The sequence below is a fragment of the Anaerosporobacter sp. genome, assembly GCF_031551385.1.
GTDB lineage: Bacteria > Bacillota > Clostridia > Lachnospirales > Lachnospiraceae > Anaerosporobacter.
Genome location: NZ_JAVBNS010000110.1, coordinates 14,082 through 38,471 on the forward strand (window position 1 = coordinate 14,082; position 24,390 = coordinate 38,471).

A 24,390-nucleotide genomic window follows, 5' to 3' on the forward strand; every position below is an offset into this window, starting at 1 on the left:
TTATTAAAAATTATAATTTGTTTTGGGAATGAAGTTCTCCCTTAGATTATCTAAAACCGCTTTTATAAGCTGATGACTTCTGCATTATGATTAACGCAGAAGCTATCAGCTTTTTTGCATATAAAGGAGGATATAATATGTTACTTAGCATTACACTAATATTAATGATGGGAATGTTTCTCGGTTGGATCTGCAAGAAGATACGTTTTCCAAGTCTGTTTGGAATGATTATCACAGGAATTATTCTAGGGCCGTATGTACTGAATCTAATTGATGCATCAATTCTTAATCTATCATCGGATTTAAGGCGAATTGCTCTAATCATTATACTAATACGAGCTGGACTTTCACTGGATATCAATGATTTAAAAAAGGTTGGAAGACCTGCAGTATTGATGTGTTTTGTGCCTGCTTGCTTTGAAATGATTGGTATGGTACTACTTGCACCGAGGTTATTTGACATATCAATATTAGATGCTGCTATTTTAGGAGCAGTGATTGCAGCAGTATCACCAGCGGTTATTGTACCTAAGATGCTAAAATTAATGGAAGAGGGATATGGAACAGAAAAGGGAATTCCGCAATTGATACTAGCAGGAGCTTCCGTTGATGATGTATTTGTAATTGTTATGTTTTCAACATTTACTGGGTTAGCACAAGGGACAGAGGCATCTGCATTAACCTTTATTAATATACCAATTTCAATTGTTGTAGGTGCAGCTGTCGGATTTTTGACAGGGTATGTATTAGCAAAATATTTTGAAAAGATACACATTCGAGATACGGCTAAAGTTATTATTCTACTATGTATTTCATTTGCAATGGTGACATTTGAGGATAAGTTTTCATCGTATATTCCATTTGCATCTCTTATTGCTGTTATGTGTGTTGGAATATCATTGCAAAGAAAGAGAGAGGCAGTTGCAGTTCGCCTTTCCTCGAAGTTTAATAAGTTGTGGGTTACGGCGGAGATTATGTTGTTTGTTCTAGTTGGGGCAACAGTTGATTTACATCGTGCTTTAGAAGCAGGAGGCACAGCAATCTTATTAATATTTGGTGTACTATGTTTTCGAGTAGTGGGAGTAGCTTTCTGCTTAATCAAAACGAAATTAAGTAAGAAAGAAAGGTTATTCTGTATGTTAGGTTATACACCAAAGGCTACGGTACAAGCAGCGATTGGCGGAGTGCCTCTTGCTATGGGATTATCTTGCGGAAATATTGTTTTAATGGTGGCAGTCGTAGCAATTTTAATAACAGCACCATTAGGGGCATTTCTGATAGATTTTACGTATAAGAAGTTATTAGATAGGGAAAAATAAAATAGATAAAAAGGAACAAGACAAAAAATGTTATCGTAGCTTACAGCTCATAATAATGTTTTTTGTCTTTTTTTGATGAGAAAACGCACATTTTGAATAAGTTTTTATCCTTTGCATCCCATATAATGATAAAATCATTATATGGGATGCAAAGCTGAAAATCATTTATTATTCGCTTCGCTGCATTCACAAAAGCACCTTGTAGGATATTGCATGTGAATAGTGACGAAAATAAAAATGGGGGTTTGATAAGAATGAGAAAAAAATTTTTGAAGCAATCATTAAAAACAAGAATTATATATTTGTACACAATATTTGTTCTTGTACTAATGGGGGGAATAACGTTTTATACCTATTATTTTAATGTCAATTTACTAAAACATAAGGAAGACTCTATCCTTCAGGATTCACTTGCGTATTTAGAGCAGACGATTAGTGCTCGAATAGAGTTAGTTAATGATGAATACATCAATGTGTTTGATGATAAACAATTTCTTCAATTATATTTAGGGAGTCAAAAGAGTGAAATGGATAAGGGGACACGGCTAAAACTGAACAATGATTTTCAAATATATCTTGCAGAGCTGAAGATGCGAAACCACGATATTATTGATGCTATTAATTTATATACTAGTGATGGTCAGGTATTTTCGAGTGAATATCGTTATCAGATGACGTTTGAACAATTCCAGAAGACAACAAACTATTCTGATTGTATGAAAAATAAAAATAAGATTTTGTATCGGAATATGGAAGTAGACAATGGGCAATTTCATATGTTGCGCTCCTTTTATTTTTTGGATAATGGTAAATCCAATTATCCAAGTGTTGGCTACCTGTCAGAAGATGATGAGGACTATAGTACGTTAGTGTTCTCATTAAAAAAGAAATATCTGCGAAATGTTATTAGTGAAGAAGCGATAGAAAGACAGGTGAGCGTCCTAATTATTGATCAAAACGGTAAAATCGTTGTCCGTGAGGGGGCAATGGATTGGATGTCAGAGGAAGAACGTTCAGAGTTAATTAATGAGATTGAGGACTATGTATCTCAAGGCTATCAAGGAAATTTTGAAAAAAACCGAGCTGGTATTCATATGCGGCAAATGGATATTGCGGATTGGAGTATCGTTTATATCTATAACATGAATATCTTATATCAACAAGCTGGGCAGATTAGAAAGGTTGCTGTCGTTATGTTTACTTTAGCAGTAGTGGTGGTATTTTTAATTGCCTCCTTTATTTCTCGGACAGTGACGAAACCGATACGGTTGTTGGCGAAATCGATGGATGAAGCAATTGAAAATAATATGGAGGTAGTATTTGAAACAAAATATGAGGATGAGATTGCTTACCTTGGGAATAAATTCTCTGAATTGATGCATCGAGTATCAACGTTGCTAACGGAAGTAAAAAGTATAGAAAAACAAAAGAATGTGGAACAACAGAAAGCACTCCAAGCACAGATTAATCCTCATTTTTTGTATAACACGTTAGATATGGTGTATTGGCTGGCGAAGATGGAGAGACAGGATAACATTGCCAATATAATTGCCGATTTAGCCGACTTTTTCCGTCTTAGCTTGAATAAAGGAGAAGATATTACAACAGTAAAAAAAGAGACCGAACATGTACAGAAGTATTTGGAGATACAAAGAGTCCGAATGGATGAAAAATTTGATTATGAGATAACAATAGATTCAAATGTAGAGGAGAGCAATGTACCTAAGCTGATACTACAACCATTTGTTGAGAATACATTGATTCATGGCTTTCAATCAGTTAATTATCAAGGGAAGATACGAATATCAGTTATCAGAGAGGAAGAAGATATTATTTTTTTCATTGAAGATAATGGAATAGGTATGGACAAAGACTTACTTGAAACATTAAACGACAGCAGGCAAATAGAACGTGGTGAACACGGTTATGCTATAGGAAATGTCAGAGAAAGAATCTATCTATATTCAGGAAATAAACATAATATTGCGTTTGATACAAGTGTGGAACAGGGAACACGCGTGCAGATAAGATTTCCATTTGAATTTAAGGAGGAAGTTAAATATGATGAAAATGTTAGTCGTTGAGGATGAGACAATCTTACGAGAAGGAATATGTCTGGTTGGAGATTGGGAAAAATACAATATAGAAATTAGTGGTGCAGTTAGTAATGGAAAAGAAGCGTTAGAGCAGATAGCAATCAATCAACCTGATATTATCCTAACAGATGTTGTGATGCCGATTATGGACGGAATTGAGTTGACAAAGCGAGTGTATGAGCAGTATCCGCAAATTAGAGTAATTTTGCTGTCTGGTCATGAAGAATTTGAATTTGTAAAGAAGGCAATGCAGTATAAAGCCAGTGATTATCTGTTGAAGCCAGCAAAAATCGAAAAGTTAATTGAAGTATTATCAAAAGTATGTGATGAAATAGAAACAGAGCGAAAACGACTAGCGGAGGAGGAGCGACTACAGAAGAAATTAGAGCAAAGTACTCCAATTCTGCGAGAACAGTACATGAATCAACTTTTAGTTGGAATGGAATATGAAGAGGAACATATCCAAGGACAATTTGAATTTTTAAACATTGATTTAGATACGAAAAATATTGCTGTCTTACTATGCGAGATGGATATGGAAGCAGAAAAACGGATGCAGTCGAGAATTGCCATGTTGCAGCTTAGAGAACTCTGCTATGAGATTGTACGGGAAGAATACCAATGTGTTGTATTTGAAGATTTAAAAGACCGAATGGTAATTATCTTAAACTATCCAGAGAATCTATCTGCAAAGGAGATTCTGCCTTATCTACAGGGGAAAGCGATACGAATACAAAAGGAAATGGTAGCTAGAACAGGGCATTTCGTAAGTCTGGGAATCGGAAGATTTGTCAAGAACATTCGATATTTGTCAAAGGTCTATAAGGAAGCAGAGGATGCACTTGCTTATCGTTTCTTTATGGGACAGGGAAGTGTTATCTACATCGGTGATATTGAAAAAGAAGATCATAAAGATTGGTTGATACTGCTGGGCAAGGAAGAGGAACTGGCAGAGTGTATTAAGGCTGGAGATATTGTTGGAGTGAATCAGCAAATGGAGCAATATTTCCAGTTGTTAGGACAGTTTTCAGCATTGGGACAAGAATTTATATTTGAAAAAATTACTGCTTTTATTAGCTACTTACTTCGATTTATGGGAATCAAGGCAGTTGATGGTGAGAGTAACTTACTTCTTGAACTGGAAGGTTTATCGGAAGATTTACGGAGAAAAATGAATTGTACAACCTTGAGTGAGTTGGAGAACAAGGTTAGTATGGTTGTTATTCGTCTGACAGAAGATATTAATCAGAATCGCATTCTCCGCAATGAAGGTATTATTGAAAAGGCGCAAAAATACATTAAGCAGAATATTTCGAAAGATGTATCGCTAATAACCGTGGCAGATAGTGTCTATGTCAGTCCAAATTACTTGAGTTTTCTGTTTAAGGAAAGTGGGGAAAATTTTAAGGATTATGTTGTACGTGTAAAGATGGAGCAGGCAAAGGAAATGATAGATGCCGGAACGTATAATCTGAATCAGATTGCTTTAATGCTAGGCTATAAAGATGGTCGCTATCTGTCACAAGTGTATAAGAAATATTATGAAAAATAAGTATTGAACAACAAAGTGGAAGTTTTTAAACCTCCAGCATAAGTTTTTGACATTGAGGTCTGCTAAACTTAGCTTATCAACAAAACAAGGAGGATATAGATAATGAAAAAAAGAAAACTCAGTGCGATATTGGCAGTAGTAACAGCGGTTACGATGCTATGGGGATGTGGAAAAACAGATAATGCGAATGGAGGCAATACTGCAAACACATCAGCAAGCGAGACGACAAAAACAGAAACAACAGAAAAAACAACGACGGAAAAGAAACCAGTAACAATTCAATACTTTACATGGACATCTGGTTCGATGAGCGTTATTGAACCAATGGTTGAGAAATTTAATCAAACGAATGAAGACAATATAACAGTAGAAGTGGTATTAAAAACTGGAGAATGGCAAACAGCATTAAAAACAGCTATTCTATCAGGTCAAGCACCAGATGTCCTTCATGGAGTAAATGATTTAACAGAAGCATTAAGCAATGGCTGGATTGAGCCATGGGATAACTATTTATCAGATGATTTCAAAGCAAAAATCGACCCATATACTTATAAGGTTGAAGTAGGTGGCGATTGGAATACATATGCTTTTGTATGGGGTGCTAAAACCTACAAGATGGCTTATAACAAAGATCTATTTGATGCAGCAGGAATTACCGAATTACCAACAACTTGGGATGAAGTGTATGAATGTGCAAAGAAGATTACTGAAGCAGGAAATGGAGATTACTACGGATTTGGTTTAAGCAGTGCTGGTACTGGTTCGGCTGTTCCATATATTGTAGAACCAATTGGTGCTTATGAAGGATTTTATAAAATGGGTTATGATTTCCAAAAAAATGCCTATGACTTTACTTATATGAAACCATATATCGAAATGTTTAGAACGATGATTGCAGAAGGAATTACGTTCCCAGGAGCAGAAACATTAGATAATGATAGCCTTAGAGCACATTTTGCTGCGGGTCGTATTGGAATTATTCCATCTGTTTCTTGGGATTGTGCAGCCATTAATGATCAATTTGAAGCAACTTGTGATTGGGATGTATTTGATTGGCCAACTGCAATGAGCGGAGAGAATAAAGGTGCAATGTGTTTACGTGATCAAGCAAACTATATGTTGTCATCATCTAGTAAGCATAAAGAAGCAGCGGCTAAATTTGTAGAGTTTATGTTAAGCGAAGACTATCAATCAGAATTACTTTCTAAGGCTACAGATATGTCTGTATTACCATGGGCTTTAGAAGCTGCTAAAAGCAAACCAGAGTCTGCTTATCCACAATGGGTTAGCTATAGTCCAAGCGAGGATATGGTACAGGTATCTAGCATTAATCTAGGGGTTCAAATTACAGGTGATAGTGAGGCAACAACAATGGCATATCTTATTTCTGTTCCAGATATGGATATTGATAGTACGTTAGCTGATTTATCTACTCGCTATAATACAGGGCTTTATGATCAAGCTAAAATTGATGAAAAGAAATCTGATGTATCAGATGCACAGATTGGTTTCCAAGGAAAAATTATGTCAATTGAAAACTTTGATCCAACTAAGCCAATCCAAGCTGAAAATATAAAATACTTAACTGCTGATGAATGGAAAGCATTACAGAATTAAGAAAGTGGAATGTGATGAATATGAAAACTGGAAAAAAAGAATATGCTTTGACTGCCAGTAAACAAAATCAACGTTCAGACAGGAAAAAAAAATTAAGGAGGAGTGTACCAACGTACCTCCTTCTAACACCTACATTGATTTTGTTTTTGGTAATGGGAATATACCCAATTATATGGGCACTAAAATATTGTTTGTATAATTATGATGGAACTACAATTCCGATATTCGTAGGTTTCGATAACTTCAAAAAAATATTTGATTTTAAAGCCATCTTCAGTGAATCGGGAAATCCCTTTGCAGTCTATTGGTCATCATGGGGAAGAACGTTAGGATATGCAGTAATAAAGACATTAATTGAAATTCCTCTGTCATTTGCTTGTGCGTTATTAGTAACTAGCAAAGTAAAAGGACGAAACTTCTTTAAAACATTGTTTTACATGCCACAGATTTTACCGAGTTTTGCAATCTTTATGGTATTTGGTATTATGTTAAATCCATTTAACGGTATTTTAACAAAGTACTTGAGCCAACTTGGAGTAATCACTCAGAATTTTTCACTTTTGGCGAATAAAAACAGTGCCTTTTTAATTGGTATCTTAGCTGACTCATGGATTTATTTTGGTTTAAATATGTTGTTTTTCATTGCTGGATTAACAAATATTCCAAAAGATGTGTATGAAAGTGCTAGCATAGATGGAGCTAACGAGGCGCAACGATTGTTTTACATAACAATACCAATGATGTCAAGAATGAGTCAGGTAATAATTATGCTTTCTCTAGTAGGTTGTTTGAAAGCTATGGGTTCCTATTTTGTGTTGACTAAGGGTGGACCAAATCACGGAACAGAACTTACCTTTATGTATATCTACAACTTATTCTTCCCAAGTGGAACAACAGCACAGTATGGAATGGGTGCAGCAGTAGCTGTTGTCTCAGCTGTCATTGTTGGAATTATAACGGCAATCTATAATACGATAACTGAAAAAATGCAATATGATTGAGGTCGTGAATATGAGAAAAAACATAAAAAAAATAAAAACAGGTGGGATATATGTCTTTTTAATCCTAGTCAGTATCATTGTAATATTCCCGATTTTGTTCAGTATTATGGGCTCATTAAAACCCGTGTCAGAGCTTTTGACGGGAAGCAGCTTTTTTCCTAAAAAAGTGGTATGGAGTAATTATGTTAGAGCCTTTAAAGAAGCAAACTTTTTCGCGTATATAGGAAATAGTGCTATCTATGCGACTGTAGGAACTGTAATATCTATGTTTAATGTATGTGTATTAGGATTTTGTCTAGCTCATCAAGATTTTGCAGGAAAGAAAGTGCTTCGTTTTTTAATACTGGCAACAATGTTTGTGGCATTAGGACCGATGACTTTGTATCCTAAATTAGAAATTATCCGTTCCATGGGAATCATGGGAACTCGATTATCAATAATTTTAGGAACAGTAACGACAGCAGGAGCGGAAGTATTTATTTTTGAAGCATATTTTCGAAGCCAAGGACAAGCAATTGATGAAGCAGCTTCCTTAGATGGCTGTAGTTTATATCAACGTTTCTTCTTTATTGGAGTTCCATTAGCAAAGCCAATGATAGGAACATTTTCAGTTATCTTCTTTAACCGTATCTGGAATGATTTCTTCTGGCCATATGTTATGACATTTACCAACACTAAGATTCAACCATTAGTAGTAGCTGTTATTGCATTAAAGGATTCTACTGGTGAGGCGGCAACGGAATGGGGTCTGCTATTAGCCGGAGCTGGCTTGTCCATCATACCAGTAGTTGTAGTATATGTATTAACTAGTAAATGGGTAATCGCTGGTGTCACTGAAGGTGCAGTAAAAATGTAGAGCATAAGAGTAAAGTTGAAAGAAAATAAAAGTAAAGGAGCCCATGCATTTTGTTGATTCTTTCAACTGTATTTATTTGGGCAGTATCACAAGCAAGCTTGTGATATGCATGGGTGTAAACCATATGGAATACGGAAGATTCATAGAGGATGGAAAGAAGTATGAAATTGTAACACCATTGACACCAGCACCTTGGAGCAATTGCTTGTATAATGATTCATATTATCTGGAAGTCAGTCAGACTTTACAAGGTGCTGGTTATCTAGTAGAGGATTATAACAGAAGAAAATGTATCAGTGATTATCGTTATTTTTATCTAGCCGACAGGGAATCTGGTGAAGTATGGAATCCTAATTATATACCATTAGCAAAAAAGCCAGATTCCTATTCCTGTGTCCATGGCATTTGGACAACGGAATTGAAATCTAGACAGCAAGGAATTGAGACAAGCATTCAGGTAATGGTTACACCAAACGAGAGTCGTGAGATATGGTCAGTAACACTATATAACGCAGGAAATGAAGCAAGAGAAATATCATTATATTCCATATTTGGATTTGATGATCATGGTGTAATGGGTGGTGAATGTGTTTATGATGCAGATGCAGAAGTGATTGTAAAGTATGCATTTCCATACCATACGTTGTATGAGGAAAAAGAAAAAGTAGAGACACAAAAAGCATATTATTACGTTTTTCCTAGTCAAACACCAAATTCTTGTGAGATGAGTAAGATGCGTTTCTTTGGCAATCAAGGAGAAAACGCAATTCCTGATGGAGTTAAAAACGGAAAACTAAGTGGAATAAAAGGTGAAGCAGAAGACTTCTGTGGAGCATTTTCATTCGATATAACGATTCCAGCAGGAGAAAAGGTTACATTGCATCTGGAAGCAGGAGCAGCACTTGACAAAGCAGAGATAATTGCTAGAAAAGATGTATTTGATCAGAAGGCGATTCAACAAGCAGAAGCAGAAACGGACAGTTACTGGAAAGAGGCAATAGCAGGATTCTATCTTGAAACTCCAGATAAGAACCTGAATGCATTCGGAAATTACTGGTTGAAGAAACAAATCACTCTGTTGACCAGACAGAATCGAGGCAGTTCTTATTGCCCTGTACGAAATCAGCTTCAAGATGCACTAGGATATGCAATGATTCAACCTGAAAAAGCAGAAACATATATTTTAGACGTAATGAAATTACAGAATTCGAATGGATTTATTCAACAGTGGCATGACACAACTGGAGCACCTCCGAGAGGGCTATGTCTGTTAACACATACCGATGGGCCAGTTTGGTTAGTGATTTGCACAGAGGCGTTAATTCGTCAGTGTGGAAGCAGGGAGCTACTAGAGAGACAAATAGGATATGCAGACGGAAGTTGTGGCAGTGTATGGGAGCATTTAAAAGTGGCTCTTATTTATTTGACCAAAAATGTGGGTAAACACGGTCTTTGCCTCATTGGTGATGGTGATTGGAACGACCCAATGAATGGAGCTGGAAGGGATGGAGAAGGCGAATCCGTATGGCTTTCTATGGCTACTGTCTATGCAGCAAAGTTATTCCTTCCTTATCTTGAAGCTGTAGATAGAGAAGGTTATGATGAGATATCTCAAGCGATAGCTAAGATGAAAGTAGCAATTAACACATCAGCTTGGTGTGAGAAATGGTATGCCGCTGCTATCCATGATGATGGAACGTTGCTTGGAAGTGAGGAAGATCGTTTGTTTCTTAATACGCAGTCTTGGGCGATTATGTCTGGGGTAGCGGACGAGCATAGAACGAAAATCTTGATGGAAACGATTCAAAGTAATTTGGCGACACCATTTGGACCATTACTATTATATCCACCATTTGAAGCATGGGATGAACACTGGGGACGTATCAGTGTGAAGAAATCAGGAACAACAGAAAACGGTTCGGTATACTGCCATGCATCCATGTTTTTAGCTTATGCTCAAGCACGAATCGGTAGTGGTGATGGTCTTTATGAGACATTATGGCAAACCCTTCCGACAAATCCGAACAATCCTCCAGAAATGAATACGCAGTTACCAATTTATCTTGCAAACTATTATTATGGTTTAAAGGACTCCGCCAATTTTGGTAGATCAAGTAGACATTATGGAACAGGTACGGTGGCATGGATGTTAATGCTGTTAATCGAAGAATTGCTTGGTGTAAAAGCAACTGTTGATGGAATCAAGATACAACCATGTTTACCACATGACTGGAAGAAAGTAGCTTGTGAAAAAAGATATCGAGATGCTATCTATCAGATTACGATAATACGAGGAAATGAAAATAAACTTTGTGTTGATGGCATTCCATATGAAAACGAGCTGTTACCTTATGAACAAGACAAGACTTACAAGATAGAAATGGAGTATAAGTATGAATACAGATAAACCTAAAATTTATATGTCAGACATTCATCTAGAAGACTATACCGAGCAGTATGAAGGAAAACATGCCAATGTCGGAACTATGGTGTTTGATGGTGGCAGAAAAAAAGAGTTGTTAAATGGTGAATGGCAATATGCTGTTGACCAATATGATACTTGTTTAAGACAGCAATGGTTTAAGGAGAGGTATTATGATGAGAGTGGCAATACATTTCCATTAGATTATTCCTTTGATGAGTGGCCGACTATGCAGCTCCCATCGTGTTGGAATACCGTAGCAAAAGAATACTTAATATATGATGGCAGCATGGTTTTTACAAGGAAATTCTCTTTTGATATAAAGGCAGAAGAGGAAGTGGTTTTAAAGATCGGAGCTGCTAACTATTTATGTCGAGTGTTTTTGAATGGTGAATATGTGGGAATGCATCGAGGTGGCTCTACACCAGCATATTTTAATATTACCGAAGCATTAAAAAAAGAAAACCGTATGATTCTTGTTGTTGATAGTACGAGAAGAGCAGAACAAGTGCCAACGGAAAATACGGACTGGTTTAACTATGGTGGTATCTATCGTGACATCGAATTAATTCGCTTGCCAAACACACATATTAAAACATTCCGTGTAGCACTTGTACCAGATGGTACATATGGAAATATCAGTGTGAAGGTAGAACTATCAAAGCAAATTACTACAACAGCAGAGTTTACAATTAAGGAACTAGGAATTAAGGAACAGATTGCAATTGAAAATGGTATTGGTATGGTAGTAATAGAAGCAGAACCAAAGTTGTGGTCACCAGATGAGCCAAAGTTATATACAGTGACAGCTACATGCTTAGAAGATACGGTTAGTGACAATATTGGCTTCCGAGAAATTAAAGTAATGGGGAGAGACATTGTATTAAACGGAAAGCCGCTTTTCTTACGAGGTATCAGTTGTCATGAAGAAAGTATTGAAAATGGTAAGGCATTAACGGATGAGGAAAGAATTGAAAATATAAAAATTGCCAAGGAATTGGGTTGTAACTTTATGCGAATTGCACACTACCCTCATCACGAAAAGATGGCTAAGCTTGCTGATGAGATGGGTATGCTTTTATGGGAAGAGATTCCGGTATACTGGGCTATCCGTTTTGAACGCGACAAAACGTATGAAGATGCAAGCAATCAGTTACTAGAGTTAATAAACCGTGACTGGAATCGTGCAAGTGTTATTATCTGGTCGGTAGGAAATGAAAATGCAGATACAGATGAACGATTAAGTTTTATGAGCAGATTGGCTCAGTGTGCTCATAAAGAGGATGAAACCAGATTGGTATCGGCAGCTTGTTTAGTTGATAGTGAAAAAAATGTGATTGCAGATCGTTTGATTGAATATCTCGATGTGATTGGTATCAATGAATATTGTGGTTGGTACACACCAGATTTTGAAAAGCTACCAGAGTTAATGGCGAATAGTAACCCAAAGAAACCAGTTATCATTACAGAGTTTGGTGCAGATGCCTTGCCAGAGCACCATGGAACAATTACGGACAAAGGTACTGAGGAATGTCAGGCATATGTTTATGAGCAACAATTGGAAACGCTAGAGAAGATCAGTTATATCAAAGGCATGACACCATGGATTCTATATGACTTCCGTTGCCCACGTAGAACAAGCTTTATTCAGAAATATTACAATCGAAAAGGATTGTGTTCTGCAGACAAGAAATATAGAAAGATGGCATTTGCAGTATTACAAAAATTCTATTTGGAACTTAAAAAATTAGAGCAATAATACATATAAGAGGAGAGGTTCTATGAAGAAAATAATGTCGATGAAAAGAATAATTTCAAGTATATTATCAATTGTTTTACTGATTACATGTTTACCATTATCAAACCTAAAAGCAGCAGAAGTACCGACAGTATATACATTTGATGAAATGATGCAGATGTACCAAGAGGGAAAAGGTGAGAAGGTAAATTATGATACGCTTGAGAATGGACCTACATACTACAGTGCTGCGTCAAGTCCAATGAGTAATGACACTTTTAAAGTTGAAAAGGTAACTGTGACTGGTCAAGAGTTTAATGAGGCACTTAGGGTAACGACAACTGCTAGTTCATCAAACGCATATGATGCTCAATTGACTTATTTGTTAGACAAAACTAAGGAAATAAAAAGCGGAGATATTTTGTTTTTTAGTTGTAAAGTTAAGGCAATCAGCTCAGAGACAAATACCGATCCAATGTATGTAGCAGCAAAGACAAGAATTCGTCCAGATTATGATAACACATCTAAGGAATTTGATTTTAGAGGTTATGAAGCAGGCGCTGGAGAAGATGAGTGGGTGCAGTTATATGGTTCAATGGTATCTACAGTAAATTCGCGAAGCGATAAAGACGGAGCATGGATTTTCCAACTTGCAGGTGCAATACAACAATTAGAAATTGCTGATGTAATGGTTCTTAATCTAGGTCAGGATGCATTCAAAGTTTCCACTGACTTGATGCCAGAAGATGTAACTGGTGTACCAAAAAATAACCCTGATGATAATTCTGGTGGTTCTGGAGGAGATAAGGAGCTTAATTCTTACACATACGCAGAAATCCTACAGATGTACAATGAGGGAAAAGGAAAACTTGTTACCTACCCTGAAATTACATCAGCAGGTGCATATGAAGTGGAATATCAAGGAAATATCAATGCTGGAAACTTTATTGTAAATCAAGTAGACGTAAGTAATCAAAGTTTTAGCAAAGCACTTTATGTAAAATCAACAGAGTTAGGAGCATTGGCATGGAATGCACAGGTTTACTTTAACTTTGATAAAACAAAGAAAATAGCAAAAGATGATATTTTATTCTTTACCTGTAAAATAAGAGGCATTAGTTCGGTAACAAATAAAGAAGCAATGTTTGTTACAACGAATACACGAATCAGACCAGATCGTAGTGCATCTACTAACTTTGATATAACTAGCTATATCAATGCCGATGATGAGGATGATTGGGTTCAATTCTTTGGAGCAGTTGCAGCGCCAGCAGCTTCTAGTGATTCGAAAGATGGTACGTGGGTATTCCAACTAGCAAATGCAGTTCAAGAGTTAGAAATTGCCGATGTATGTGTAATTAATTTCGGAAAGGAATTTGCTATAGAAGAATTCCCAGTAATGAAGAAAACGTATGCGGGTATCGAAGAAGATGCTCAGTGGAGAAAAGATGCCTTAGAACGTATTGAGGAGATAAGAAAAGCTGATGTTTCCGTTCAAGTTGTTAATGAACAAGGAGTAGCAATTGAAGATGCTAAAGTAAGTGTAGAGCAGACTCGCCATGAATTTGGTTTTGGTACGATTGTTAATGTAGATGATTACAGTAAAATGTCTGAAACAACAAAGCAAAAGTATATAGATGCATTTGACCAAATTGCACATAATCGAGCAGGCTTTGAAAATGCATTAAAGAGCAATTACATTACCGATGCAAACCGTCAGGTAGAGGTTGATAATTGGCTAAGTCATTTTAGTCAGAGGGACATTGATGTTCGTGGACATGTACTTATCTATGGACAGGATAGCCGTTTAAATAACGTAGATATGTATGGAATTAAAACTGACTTGCCAAATAAATCAGTATTGACAGCAAACACCGCCGATGGGATAGCAGCACTTCGAGAATGGACAAAAAATCACATTGAAACTTATGTGAATAAATACAAAGGACAGATCTACAATTGGGATGTTGTTAATGAGAACATGACAGCTCATGACTGGTCAGATCGTTTGGGCGGATATGATGCATTGGTTGATTGGTTTAATGATGCTCATGATGCTGATCCAGAAGCGAAGTTAACTTACAATGATTATGGTATCTTATCAAGAGATTCTGGTCATCAAGATTATCACTATAATCTTTGCAAATATTTAGTAGATAATGGTGCTCCAATGACAACGATCGGAATTCAAGGACATGTTAGTTTAATCTCCCCAGTGGAAATAATTAATATAATAGATCGTTTTTCTACGTTAGGAAAAGAAATTGAGATTACAGAATTTACTTATGAAGATGATGATGCTGAGCTTCAAGCACAATTTACAAGAGATTTCATGATAGCAGTATTTAGTGAAGAAGCAGTAACATCTATCACTACATGGGGATTCTGGGAAGGTTGTATGTATCAGCCAAAAGCAGCAATGTTTGATAAAGACTTTAATCTAAAACCAAACGGTCAAGCATGGATGGATTTAGTATATGATGAATGGTGGACAAACGAAAGTGGTACAACAAATAGTGATGGAATCTATTCAACTAGAGCCTTTTTGGGAAATCATACCGTAACTGTAGAATTAGATGGTGTGAAATACGATTGTCCAATAGAACTTAGTAAAGATGGCAAGTCCTTACTAGTGATGGTAAAAGCAGACGGTACTATGGAGCTACATAGCGAGCATAACTATGATACAGCATGGTCAAGTGATGCCCAAGACCACTGGCATACTTGTACTTGTGGTGAAAAGGCAGATATAGCATCACATGTAGAGAGTGACTGGATTATTGACAAACAGGCAACAACACAAAGCAGTGGAAGCAAACATAAGGAGTGTACGGTTTGTGGCAGAATATTGCAAACAGAAAGTATCGCTCAAATTAAAGATAATACAACGGACGGCTCAGGCGGAACAAATGGCTCAGGTGGAACGGACGGCTCAGGCGGAACAAATGGCGCAGGAGGAACGGACGGCTCAGGTGGAACAAATGGCGCAGGAGGAACAGATGGCTCAGGTGGAACAAATGGTGCAGGAGGAACAGATAGCTCAGGTGGAACAAATGAACCAAAGGAAATACATGCGGAACAAATTAAGCTCAATAAAACAACGGTAGAAATCGTAAAAGGAAAAACATACACGTTAACTGCAAATGTAACACCAGCGAATAGTGTTGATGCTGCTGTAACATGGAAGTCAAGCAATACTTCAATTGCAACTGTAAGCAAGGGTGTAGTTAAAGCCATTAAAACAGGAAGTGTAACAATTACAGCGACAACTGCTAATGGCAAGAAAGCTACTTGTAAGGTTACTGTTACTGTTCCAGCATCGAAAGTATTCATAACTCAAAAGATGAACTTGAAAAAAGGAAGTAGTATAACATTAACAGCAACAATATTGCCGATAGATACAACAGATGGTGTTACATGGAGTTCTTCAAATAGTAAAATTGCTACAGTTGATAAAAAAGGAAAGATAACAGCAGTAAAAACTGGAACAGCAACAATTACGGTGAAAACTGCCAGTGGTAAGAAGGCAACTTGTAAAGTAACAGTTGTAAAAGCAACACAGAAAGCCACAAGTATAAAGCTAAACAAGAAAACTCTTTCTCTTAAAGTAGGTGCTTATCAACAGTTAGTGGCAACATTGAGTGCGAATGCAACGGATAAGATTACTTGGAGTAGCTCTAATAAGAAAGTAGCAACTGTGGACAAAAACGGAGTTGTTACTGCAGTGAAGAAAGGAAGCGTAACAATTACTGTTACAACAGCAAATGGTAAAAAGGCTACCTGCAAAGTTACTGTAAAATAAATATTTCTAAATAGGAGTCGAATGATTTTCAAGCAGGGAAATCATTCGGCTTTTTCTGTTATATATTCCGCTCATTAATTCACTCATTTTAATGAGCGAATTATGAGCGGAATGTGTGGAAGACTGGAAAAAGTAGTTTATTTTTTGTCCCCACTGTGATATGATACTCTGTATAAATTTAGAAAGGGGAGAATTTAAAATGGCATTTCAATTAAACAACGTAGTACCATGGGGGAGAAATTTAGAAGAATATCAGATGATGTTTCAACTAGATGAGAGTGATATCTCAAAGAAGATAGCGGGTTTCGGTGACGGACCAGCAAGTTTCAATTATGAAGCAACACAAAAGGGATATTCCGTTACTTCATTTGATCCCATTTATCAATTTACGAAAGAACAATTGCAACAACGAATTGAAGAAACAAGAGTTACAGTTATGAAACAGATGGAGGAGAATACAGATAGCTTTGTGTGGACAAATATAAAGAATTTGGACGAGCTTGAGGATATCCGTATGTCTGCCATGAAAGTGTTTTTAGAAGATTATGAAAAAGGAAAGCAAGAAAAACGATACATATATCATGAGTTACCAGAAGGGCTATCGATAGAAGATAATACATTTGATATTGGATTAAGTTCACACTTTCTATTAATGTATACGGCTCTTGGATATGATTTTCATATTCAAGCAATTTCAGAGATGCTTCGAGTTTGCAAGGAAGTAAGAATTTTTCCATTACTCGACTTAGCAGGAGAGGATTCTGAAATGATTCAAGATGTAATTCAATACTTTAAAGAAAAGTATACAGTAGAGATTCGAGACACAGAATACGAGTTCCAAAAGGGTGGAAATAAACTGCTTGTTATCAAGAAATAATGAGTTTAAGAAATTGTTATTGACCTGTAAACTCTACGGAGCGTTGATTGCGTTAAATTCCTGATATCCTATATAATGATAGAAAAGAAATAGGAGGATTTTTAGATGAAATTTATAGCATTTAACGGTAGTCCAGCAGGGGTAAATAGTGCTACGAACCGTATTATAGAAGCGTTTTTAAATGGTGCAAAACGTGGTGGAGCGCAGGTGGAAAATTATCAATTGTCTGAATACAAGATTAATCAGTGTCAAGGGTGCTTTGCCTGTTGGTTTCAATCGCCTGGAAAGTGTGTGATGCATGATGATATGGAAAAGCTACTTCGTGCCTACCAGTCAGCAGATGTGGTTTGCTTTGGTTCACCAGTATATTCGTGGAATATGACGGCACTTCTCAAGAACTTTGTGGATAGATTGGTGCCACTAAAGAGTCCACTGATTACACAGAGTGAAGGCAACTTTGATATGATTGACTCAGAGAAACGAGTACAGAAGTATGTAGCAATTTCGAATTGTGGGTTTCCAGGGGAAAATAATTTTGCAATTATTAAAGCAGCATTTTCTTGCTGTAATCCAAGCTTAGAAATTTACCGAAATTGTGGGAAGCTATTAAAAACCAAAAAAGAATCTGTACAAGAAGTGGTAGCAGAATACCTGAATGTAGTAGAGCAAGCTGGTTATGAGATGGCTACAGTAGGTGAAGTGTGTGAAACAACGCAGGAACAACTTTCTATGCCACTTATGACTATACAGGAATATGTGCAGTTTTTGGGAATGTAGATTTCTTTCATCCTATAGGATAACTTTTTGGAATTGTATCAGTTCCTATATCGCTTCATAGAAACTTGCAGAAAGAGCAATCACGGAATAAGTGGTTGCTCTTTCTGCTTGATGGACAAATCGAATACAGACACAAAGCAAGAAATGTGTTGTACTGAAATAGAGTACTAGTACTACAAGGTGTGACGTTAAACTAGATATAGCAAAATAATAGCTCAAATATCACAAAAACAAGGAGAACTATAGTAAAAGTATTGTAAATAACAATCCAAAACAGGGTGTGTTTTGCAAGGGAAAAGAAGAAGAATAGCAATAAATTACGGGAAGAGAGAATGATAATAGGGAAATCTTGAATAGATTTTATGTAATCTATACAAAAGCAACAGAAAAATAATAAAAAATAGTTACTTGACAAACAAAATCACTAGTGTTATTATTAGTTTAACGTTAAACCTATTGTAAAACTAGTACATGAAAAGATTGCAAAACTAGTGGGTATTTCGTAAGGGGATTAATTTACGAATAACTTATTACGCAAGAAGGCATAACGTGAACTTTAAAACCAATGTTTGAAGGGAGAAGATTTATGAGAAAGAACAAGAAATTACTTAGCGCAGTACTTGTTGCAACAATGGCTGCAAACTTAATGGTAGGTTGTCAAAAGAATGATAACCAAGGGGGAAAGAACACAACACCTACAACAGTGAATGATACTACGAACACTGCTGATACAACAAAGGATGTTGCAAAAGATGAAACAACAACAGAGCCAACAGCACAGCCAGTAACGGTAACACTTGGTATTTGGCCAGAGGATACACTTACAGATAATATCAAAGTGTTTGAGGGTTATGTTGAAACAATGAAAAAAGAAAAACCGAATGTAACATATAAACCTGCGTATTTTAAATATGAGTCAAATACATTTATGCCACGAGTGCAAGCTGGAAATTGTCCAACTATTTTTGAAACATGGTTTACAGAACCTCAAAAATTAATTAAGGCAGAAGCAGTAGCAGATATTACAGATCAATTAGTAGCACGTGGTTGGTTAGATAAGATGAATCCAGCGATTCGAGAATTACTTTCTGATGAGAATGGAAGAGTTTATGGTATTCCTAGAGATGGATATGCACTTGGCCTTATGTTGAACGTTGAACTATTCGAAGAAGCTGGTCTTGTTGATGCAGATGGTTATCCAATCTATCCAAAAACTTGGACGGAACTTGCTGAAACCGCAAAGACAATCAAAGAGAAAACAGGTTCTGCAGGACTTTGCCTACTTGCAAAAGATAATGCAGGTGGATGGCATTTCTCAAATATCGCATGGGCGTTCGGTGCAACATTATGTACACCAAACGAAGACGGTACATATACAGCAAACTTAAATTCACCAGAAGCAATCAAAGCAATGGAATATGTGAAATCATTAAAGTGGGATTATGATGTATTAACAGCAAACCCAACGAATGAAGATTGGGGAACTGGATTTACTCAACTTGGAACAGGTAACGCAGCAATGTATATTGGAGCAAATGATGCGATAGCACAACCTACACAAGTAAACGGCTTACCAGTTGATAAAGTAGCAATTTGTCCAATCCCAGCAGCAGATGGTGGTCAATTCTCTTTATACGGTGGTACACCATATATGTTCTCTAAGGATGCAACACCAGAAGAAATTGATGCAGCACTTGATTTCTTAGAAATCATGGGTAAAGCTCCAGAAGTTAATGACAATGTTATTGCAGGCTTAAAGGCAGATGCACAAACAAGAGTTGATAATGGTGTTCCTGTAATTCAACCATTCCCATGCTGGACAGATCAAGCCTATATTGATGCACAACTTAGCGTAGTAAAAGAATATCAAAACGTAGATGCCAAGATGTTTGGGTCTTACTTTGACGCTACATCTACTGATGGTTTACGTGTAGAAGAACCAGGTTTAACACAAGATATGTATGAAGCATTAACAAATGTAATGCAGGCAGTACTTACCGATAAGAATGCCGATGTAGCAACTCTTTTAGAAAAAGCAAACAGTAACTATCAAGTTTTATTAGATGAGCAATACAAAAAGTAGTTTACGTAACGTAGTTTTAAAGCATTAAGAATAAGTAAGAAAAGCTGTTGCAAAATATAATTTCTCTGCCATATGTTGAGATAGTATGTGAGGCCTATCACAATATAACGTAGTCAGAATGTATATTGCAACAGCACATAAATAGTTACATGACAAATGAAAAAATAGAAACACTATAAAGAATTCAAACGCGTCAAGGAGGTGTCTGGCAGTGAAGGGTAAAGTGAAATGGAAAAAGAGTGATATGATAGGTTGGTTAGTAATGTTGCCTACACTTATCTTGTTTGCTTTCTTTGTATGGGAACCACTTGTAGAAAATATTAGACTTTCACTTCATAGTGCAGTTGGATATGAAATAAAGAGTTTTGTTGGATTTGAAAATTATATAAAGGTACTAAAAAATCCCACATTTGCGAAAGCATTCAAAAATACATTTTCATATACATTATGGTCTTTAGTAATTGGATTTATAGTACCTATTATTTTAGGTATAGTAATATCGGAAACCGTACATTTGAAAGGGTTTTTTAGAACAGGAGTGTACTTTCCGAATATCGTTCCAGGATTAGCAACTGTGTGGATTTGGAGTTATTTCTTTATTCCAGGAAAATCAGGTGTACTTAATATCTTGTTGTCTAAAATAGGTGTTGATGCGCAAGCATGGCTAACCAATCCGAAATGGACCATTCCATTAATTATTATTACAATGACATGGAAGGGAGCGGGTTCAACGGCACTGATTTATATGGCGAATATTAGTGGAATCAGTCCAGACTTATATGAAGCAGCAACAATGGACGGAGCTACTATTTGGAAACGAATTCGTCATATTACGTTACCAAGTGTAGGTGGAATTGCAAAAACAATGTTGATTCTTCAGGTTATCTCCGTGTTCCAGATTATGTACGAACCGATGGTAATGACGAATGGCGGACCAAATGGTGCAAGTGTATCACTAATGATGTTAATGTATCAGTATGCATTTAGAGACTTTAATTTCCCAGCAGCAGCGGCATTGTCGGTTATGATTTGTATTATATTGATAATATTAAGTGGATTATATATGAAGCTTACAAAATCATCTGAGGAATAGGAGGTGACAGGAATGAGTAAAAAGAATGTAAAAAAGAAGCAAGGCTGGTTTTTTAATAAGTATGAAGATAAAAAAGACGGTGTAATTAGAGGATATGATGTTCGCTCCACAAAAGTAAAGATTTTATGTATTCTAATTATGATTCTCTGTTTTGCCTTCGTATTAGTTAGTATATTTCCTGTTATATGGGTATTCCTAGCTAGTTTTAAAGACATTAAGGAGTTTACAAGAGAGGTAAGCATCTTACCGAAAAAGTTTGACTTTTCTAAAATAAAAACAACATGGAATGCTCTAAAATTCCAGAAATATTATATGAATTCGTTAATTAGCGTGGCGGGTAGTGTTGTATTTGCAGTGATTTTTAATGGTTTACTAGCATATGGTTTTGCAATATTGCGTCCAAAGGGATATAAGGTAGCATTTGGTTTAGTTATGTGGAGTTTATTAATACCTGCAACAACAAGCATTGTTGCCGTATTTCGAAACATAAACATGGTAGGACTAAGCAGTTCGTTCTTGCCACTATGGTTAGCATTTGGTGCCAATGCATTCTATGTCATTCTTTTCAAGGAATTCTTTCAAGAGATACCAAAGGAACTTTTGGAGGCGGCAAAACTTGATGGAGCAGGCGTATTGAAAGTATTTAGCAGTATTATGATACCATTATCCAAGCCAATTATTATGGTAGTTGTTATCTTTGCAATCACAGCTGCTTGGTCAGATTTCTTATTACCATACCTTGTGTTAAATGGTTCAGGCAAGGAAACCGTTATGGTAAAATTGTTCTCATTCAATGATACGCCAACCGATGCAGTTAGTGTATTACGTGCAGCATTATTCGCAATTATACCTCCAACTATATTATTCGCAGTATTCCAAAAACAGATTACCGATGGTGCAACTGCAGGCGCGGTAAAAGGATAGAAGGAGGACAGCATGGGAAAGATAGCAGATAAGTATTTTAAGACAGATTCATGGAAAGTGATTGAAGATGGATTTGATAAGAGTTATAGCCAAGTGGCAGAGTCCATATTTTCTTTGGGAAATGAATATATGGGTGTTCGTGGATATCAGGAAGAAGGATATTCAGGAGATACACTTGTAGGAAGCTACTTTAATGGCGTATATGAAGCGGAAAAATTAGAGGGTTCTTCCTATAAGGGAATTGTTGACCAGACAGAATTTATGGTAAATTGTGTAGATTGGTTATACACAAGAATTTCAATTGAGGGTGAGTATTTAGATACGAATAAATCAAATATCCGTAATTTTCAAAGAGTACTAGATATGAAGACAGGAGTTCTTACAAGAAGTTTTGTATGGATTACACAGACAGGAAAAGAAGTAGAGATAACATTTGAACGATTTTTGTCTATGGTAAATGCGCATATCGGAGTACAGAAAATTACTGTAAAGGCTTTGAATTTTGCAGGAACATTAAAAATGGATGCAGGAATGGATTATTCTATCATTCACCAATCCAGACAAAAGAATTTTTGGGATTGTGAGAAAGTTGCACAGGAGAAAGATTTCTTGTCTATGCATGGAAGTACATTAAGTACGAAACAGCAAGTATTTACAGGAATGCATCTGATACCTTCAGCAAATCAAGTTACTGTGGTGCAAAATGAAATGGAAGATTCAAAGATTTTAACCAATACATTTGCATACGAACTACAGCAAGAGGAAACAGTGAGTCTGACTAAAATTGTAGACAATGTAGTTTACCGTGACAAAACAGATGGAGAAGAAGTGGAATTTCAGAAAGAATGCGATGCAGTAGAAGCAGATTGTAAAGCACTTTCCTATGACGCTTTGTATGAAGAGAATGCAGATTGGTGGAGTCAAGTTTGGAAGAGTTCTGATATTCAAATTGATGGAGATGAGGAAAACCAACAAGGAATTCGATTCTGTATTTTCCAGATGTTCCAGACATATCATGGGGCGAGAATGGGCAATAACATTGGCGCAAAAGGCCTAACAGGAGAAGCGTATAACGGAAATGCATTCTGGGATACAGAAACATACTGTTTACCATTCTTCCTATTCAATAATCTGCAAGCGGCAAAGAATCTGTTGCTATATCGTTATGTAACATTACCAGAAGCGAAGCGAAGAGCTATGGCGTTAGATTGTGAGGGAGCTTTCTATCCAATAGCAACGATTAGTGGAAGGGAATGTTGTAATCTATGGCAACATGCAAGTCTTCAATTGCAGGCATCTACTGCAGTTGCATATGGAATCTGGATTTATGAGAAGATTACCGGTGATGAAACATTTGTATTTGAGCGTGGAATCGAGATGCTTGTAGAAGTATGCAGAATGTTAGCGACAAGGGGAAGCTGGTCAGCAGATCAAAGCAAATACGGCTACTATAGCGTTATGGGGCCTGACGAATTCCAGATGATGATTAATCATAACTGCTATACGAATTATATGGCGAAGTTTACATTTGAGTATACGTTATCGTCTTTAGAAAAATTAAAGAGTACAAAAGTAGATGAATATGAAAAAGTGAAAGATACCTTACATATTTCAGAGAAAGAGCTTACGGATTGGGATAGCATGCAGGAGCATATGTATATTCCAAAGGATGAGAAGACAGGAATCTATGAGCAGCATGACGGATTCTTTGAATTACCTCATGTAGATATCGATGCGATTCCAATTGCGGATTTTCCATTATATGACCACTGGTCGTATGACAGAATCTATAGGAATGATATGATAAAGCAACCGGATGTATTAATGTTTATGTTGTTATTTAATCATGGTTTCTCAGAAGAAGAATTAAAGGCAAACTATGAGTTCTATGAGCCAAAATGTATTCATGAAAGTTCTTTATCACCTTCGGTACATTCGATATTAGCATCGCAACTTAAAAAACACGAAGAAGCCTATGATTTCTTCCAGTTTGCTACAAGAATGGATCTCGATAACTACAACCGTAATACAGCACAAGGATTACATACCACTTCAATTGCAGCAGCTTGGCTGAATATTGTATATGGTTTTGGCGGATTACGTTCCGATGGGGAGCATCTGGAACTAAATCCATCAATTCCAAAAGAGTGGGAAGGCTATTCATTCCATATTACCTATCAGCAGCAAGTAATTTCGATTGCGGTGGAGAAAGAAAAGGTTCGACTTGCAACAC

General features: G+C 36.5%; 15 protein-coding genes and 1 riboswitch. All 15 genes read left to right on the forward strand.

The window, feature by feature from the left end:
* Positions 1 to 15 precede the first annotated feature (15 nt).
* Positions 16 to 89, forward strand: a riboswitch (Fluoride riboswitch).
* A 48-nt stretch (positions 90 to 137) separates the two neighbouring features.
* Positions 138 to 1,319 (forward strand): cation:proton antiporter, encoded by a 1,182-nt coding sequence (locus tag RMR19_RS10090; protein WP_310603368.1) that lies wholly within the window; start codon positions 138 to 140, stop codon positions 1,317 to 1,319.
* A 254-nt stretch (positions 1,320 to 1,573) separates the two neighbouring features.
* On the forward strand, positions 1,574 to 3,403 hold the full coding sequence (locus RMR19_RS10095) for a sensor histidine kinase (RefSeq protein ID WP_310603369.1): 1,830 nt from the start codon (positions 1,574 to 1,576) through the stop codon (positions 3,401 to 3,403).
* On the forward strand, positions 3,381 to 4,967 hold the full coding sequence (locus RMR19_RS10100) for a response regulator (RefSeq protein WP_310603370.1): 1,587 nt from the start codon (positions 3,381 to 3,383) through the stop codon (positions 4,965 to 4,967). The genes RMR19_RS10095 and RMR19_RS10100 overlap by 23 nt, the downstream gene beginning before the upstream one ends.
* Positions 4,968 to 5,069: 102 nt before the next feature.
* Complete coding sequence (locus RMR19_RS10105) at positions 5,070 to 6,584, forward strand: ABC transporter substrate-binding protein (protein WP_310603371.1); 1,515 nt, start codon at positions 5,070 to 5,072, stop codon at positions 6,582 to 6,584.
* 14 nt (positions 6,585 to 6,598) lie between these two features.
* Positions 6,599 to 7,585 (forward strand): carbohydrate ABC transporter permease, encoded by a 987-nt coding sequence (locus tag RMR19_RS10110; RefSeq protein WP_310603372.1) that lies wholly within the window; start codon positions 6,599 to 6,601, stop codon positions 7,583 to 7,585.
* A gap of 10 nt (positions 7,586 to 7,595) precedes the next feature.
* Positions 7,596 to 8,441 carry a carbohydrate ABC transporter permease gene (locus tag RMR19_RS10115; protein WP_310603373.1) on the forward strand — a complete coding sequence of 282 codons (846 nt, stop codon included), beginning with the start codon at positions 7,596 to 7,598 and terminating at the stop codon, positions 8,439 to 8,441.
* 124 nt (positions 8,442 to 8,565) lie between these two features.
* Positions 8,566 to 10,848, forward strand: a complete 2,283-nt coding sequence (locus RMR19_RS10120) for a GH36-type glycosyl hydrolase domain-containing protein (RefSeq protein ID WP_310603374.1) — start codon at positions 8,566 to 8,568, stop codon at positions 10,846 to 10,848.
* The gene (locus RMR19_RS10125) at positions 10,835 to 12,622 is read left to right on the forward strand and encodes a glycoside hydrolase family 2 protein (protein WP_310603375.1); all 1,788 of its coding nucleotides are present in this window, start codon (positions 10,835 to 10,837) and stop codon (positions 12,620 to 12,622) included. Before RMR19_RS10120 ends, RMR19_RS10125 begins: the two co-directional genes overlap by 14 nt.
* Before the next feature lie 22 nt (positions 12,623 to 12,644).
* Positions 12,645 to 16,403, forward strand: coding sequence for an Ig-like domain-containing protein (locus RMR19_RS10130; protein WP_310603376.1), 3,759 nt, complete (start codon positions 12,645 to 12,647; stop codon positions 16,401 to 16,403).
* A 199-nt stretch (positions 16,404 to 16,602) separates the two neighbouring features.
* Entirely contained in the window at positions 16,603 to 17,280 is a 678-nt protein-coding gene (locus RMR19_RS10135; RefSeq protein WP_310603377.1) for an SAM-dependent methyltransferase, read from the forward strand.
* 105 nt (positions 17,281 to 17,385) lie between these two features.
* Positions 17,386 to 18,057: a flavodoxin family protein gene (locus RMR19_RS10140; RefSeq protein WP_310603378.1), complete on the forward strand. Its 672-nt coding sequence runs from the start codon at positions 17,386 to 17,388 to the stop codon at positions 18,055 to 18,057.
* A 586-nt stretch (positions 18,058 to 18,643) separates the two neighbouring features.
* Positions 18,644 to 20,140 carry an ABC transporter substrate-binding protein gene (locus tag RMR19_RS10145; protein WP_310603379.1) on the forward strand — a complete coding sequence of 499 codons (1,497 nt, stop codon included), beginning with the start codon at positions 18,644 to 18,646 and terminating at the stop codon, positions 20,138 to 20,140.
* A 211-nt stretch (positions 20,141 to 20,351) separates the two neighbouring features.
* On the forward strand, positions 20,352 to 21,233 hold the full coding sequence (locus RMR19_RS10150) for a carbohydrate ABC transporter permease (RefSeq protein WP_310603380.1): 882 nt from the start codon (positions 20,352 to 20,354) through the stop codon (positions 21,231 to 21,233).
* A 12-nt stretch (positions 21,234 to 21,245) separates the two neighbouring features.
* Positions 21,246 to 22,157: a carbohydrate ABC transporter permease gene (locus RMR19_RS10155; RefSeq protein WP_310603381.1), complete on the forward strand. Its 912-nt coding sequence runs from the start codon at positions 21,246 to 21,248 to the stop codon at positions 22,155 to 22,157.
* A 12-nt stretch (positions 22,158 to 22,169) separates the two neighbouring features.
* A partial coding sequence (locus RMR19_RS10160; RefSeq protein WP_310603382.1) for a glycoside hydrolase family 65 protein occupies positions 22,170 to 24,390 on the forward strand: 2,221 nt, incomplete at its 3' end.

Excerpts from the sequence above, each read along its gene's own strand:
- RMR19_RS10155 (WP_310603381.1), top strand. The coding sequence starts at position 21,246 with ATGAGTAAAAAGAATGTAAAAAAGAAGCAAGGCTGGTTTTTTAATAAG.
- RMR19_RS10090 (WP_310603368.1), top strand. The coding sequence starts at position 138 with ATGTTACTTAGCATTACACTAATATTAATGATGGGAATGTTTCTCGGT.
- RMR19_RS10115 (WP_310603373.1), top strand. The coding sequence starts at position 7,596 with ATGAGAAAAAACATAAAAAAAATAAAAACAGGTGGGATATATGTCTTT.
- RMR19_RS10095 (WP_310603369.1), top strand. The coding sequence starts at position 1,574 with ATGAGAAAAAAATTTTTGAAGCAATCATTAAAAACAAGAATTATATAT.
- RMR19_RS10110 (WP_310603372.1), top strand. The coding sequence starts at position 6,599 with ATGAATATGAAAACTGGAAAAAAAGAATATGCTTTGACTGCCAGTAAA.
- RMR19_RS10145 (WP_310603379.1), top strand. The coding sequence starts at position 18,644 with ATGAGAAAGAACAAGAAATTACTTAGCGCAGTACTTGTTGCAACAATG.
- RMR19_RS10130 (WP_310603376.1), top strand. The coding sequence starts at position 12,645 with ATGAAGAAAATAATGTCGATGAAAAGAATAATTTCAAGTATATTATCA.
- RMR19_RS10120 (WP_310603374.1), top strand. The coding sequence starts at position 8,566 with ATGGAATACGGAAGATTCATAGAGGATGGAAAGAAGTATGAAATTGTA.
- RMR19_RS10135 (WP_310603377.1), top strand. The coding sequence starts at position 16,603 with ATGGCATTTCAATTAAACAACGTAGTACCATGGGGGAGAAATTTAGAA.
- RMR19_RS10140 (WP_310603378.1), top strand. The coding sequence starts at position 17,386 with ATGAAATTTATAGCATTTAACGGTAGTCCAGCAGGGGTAAATAGTGCT.
- RMR19_RS10100 (WP_310603370.1), top strand. The coding sequence starts at position 3,381 with ATGATGAAAATGTTAGTCGTTGAGGATGAGACAATCTTACGAGAAGGA.
- RMR19_RS10105 (WP_310603371.1), top strand. The coding sequence starts at position 5,070 with ATGAAAAAAAGAAAACTCAGTGCGATATTGGCAGTAGTAACAGCGGTT.
- RMR19_RS10125 (WP_310603375.1), top strand. The coding sequence starts at position 10,835 with ATGAATACAGATAAACCTAAAATTTATATGTCAGACATTCATCTAGAA.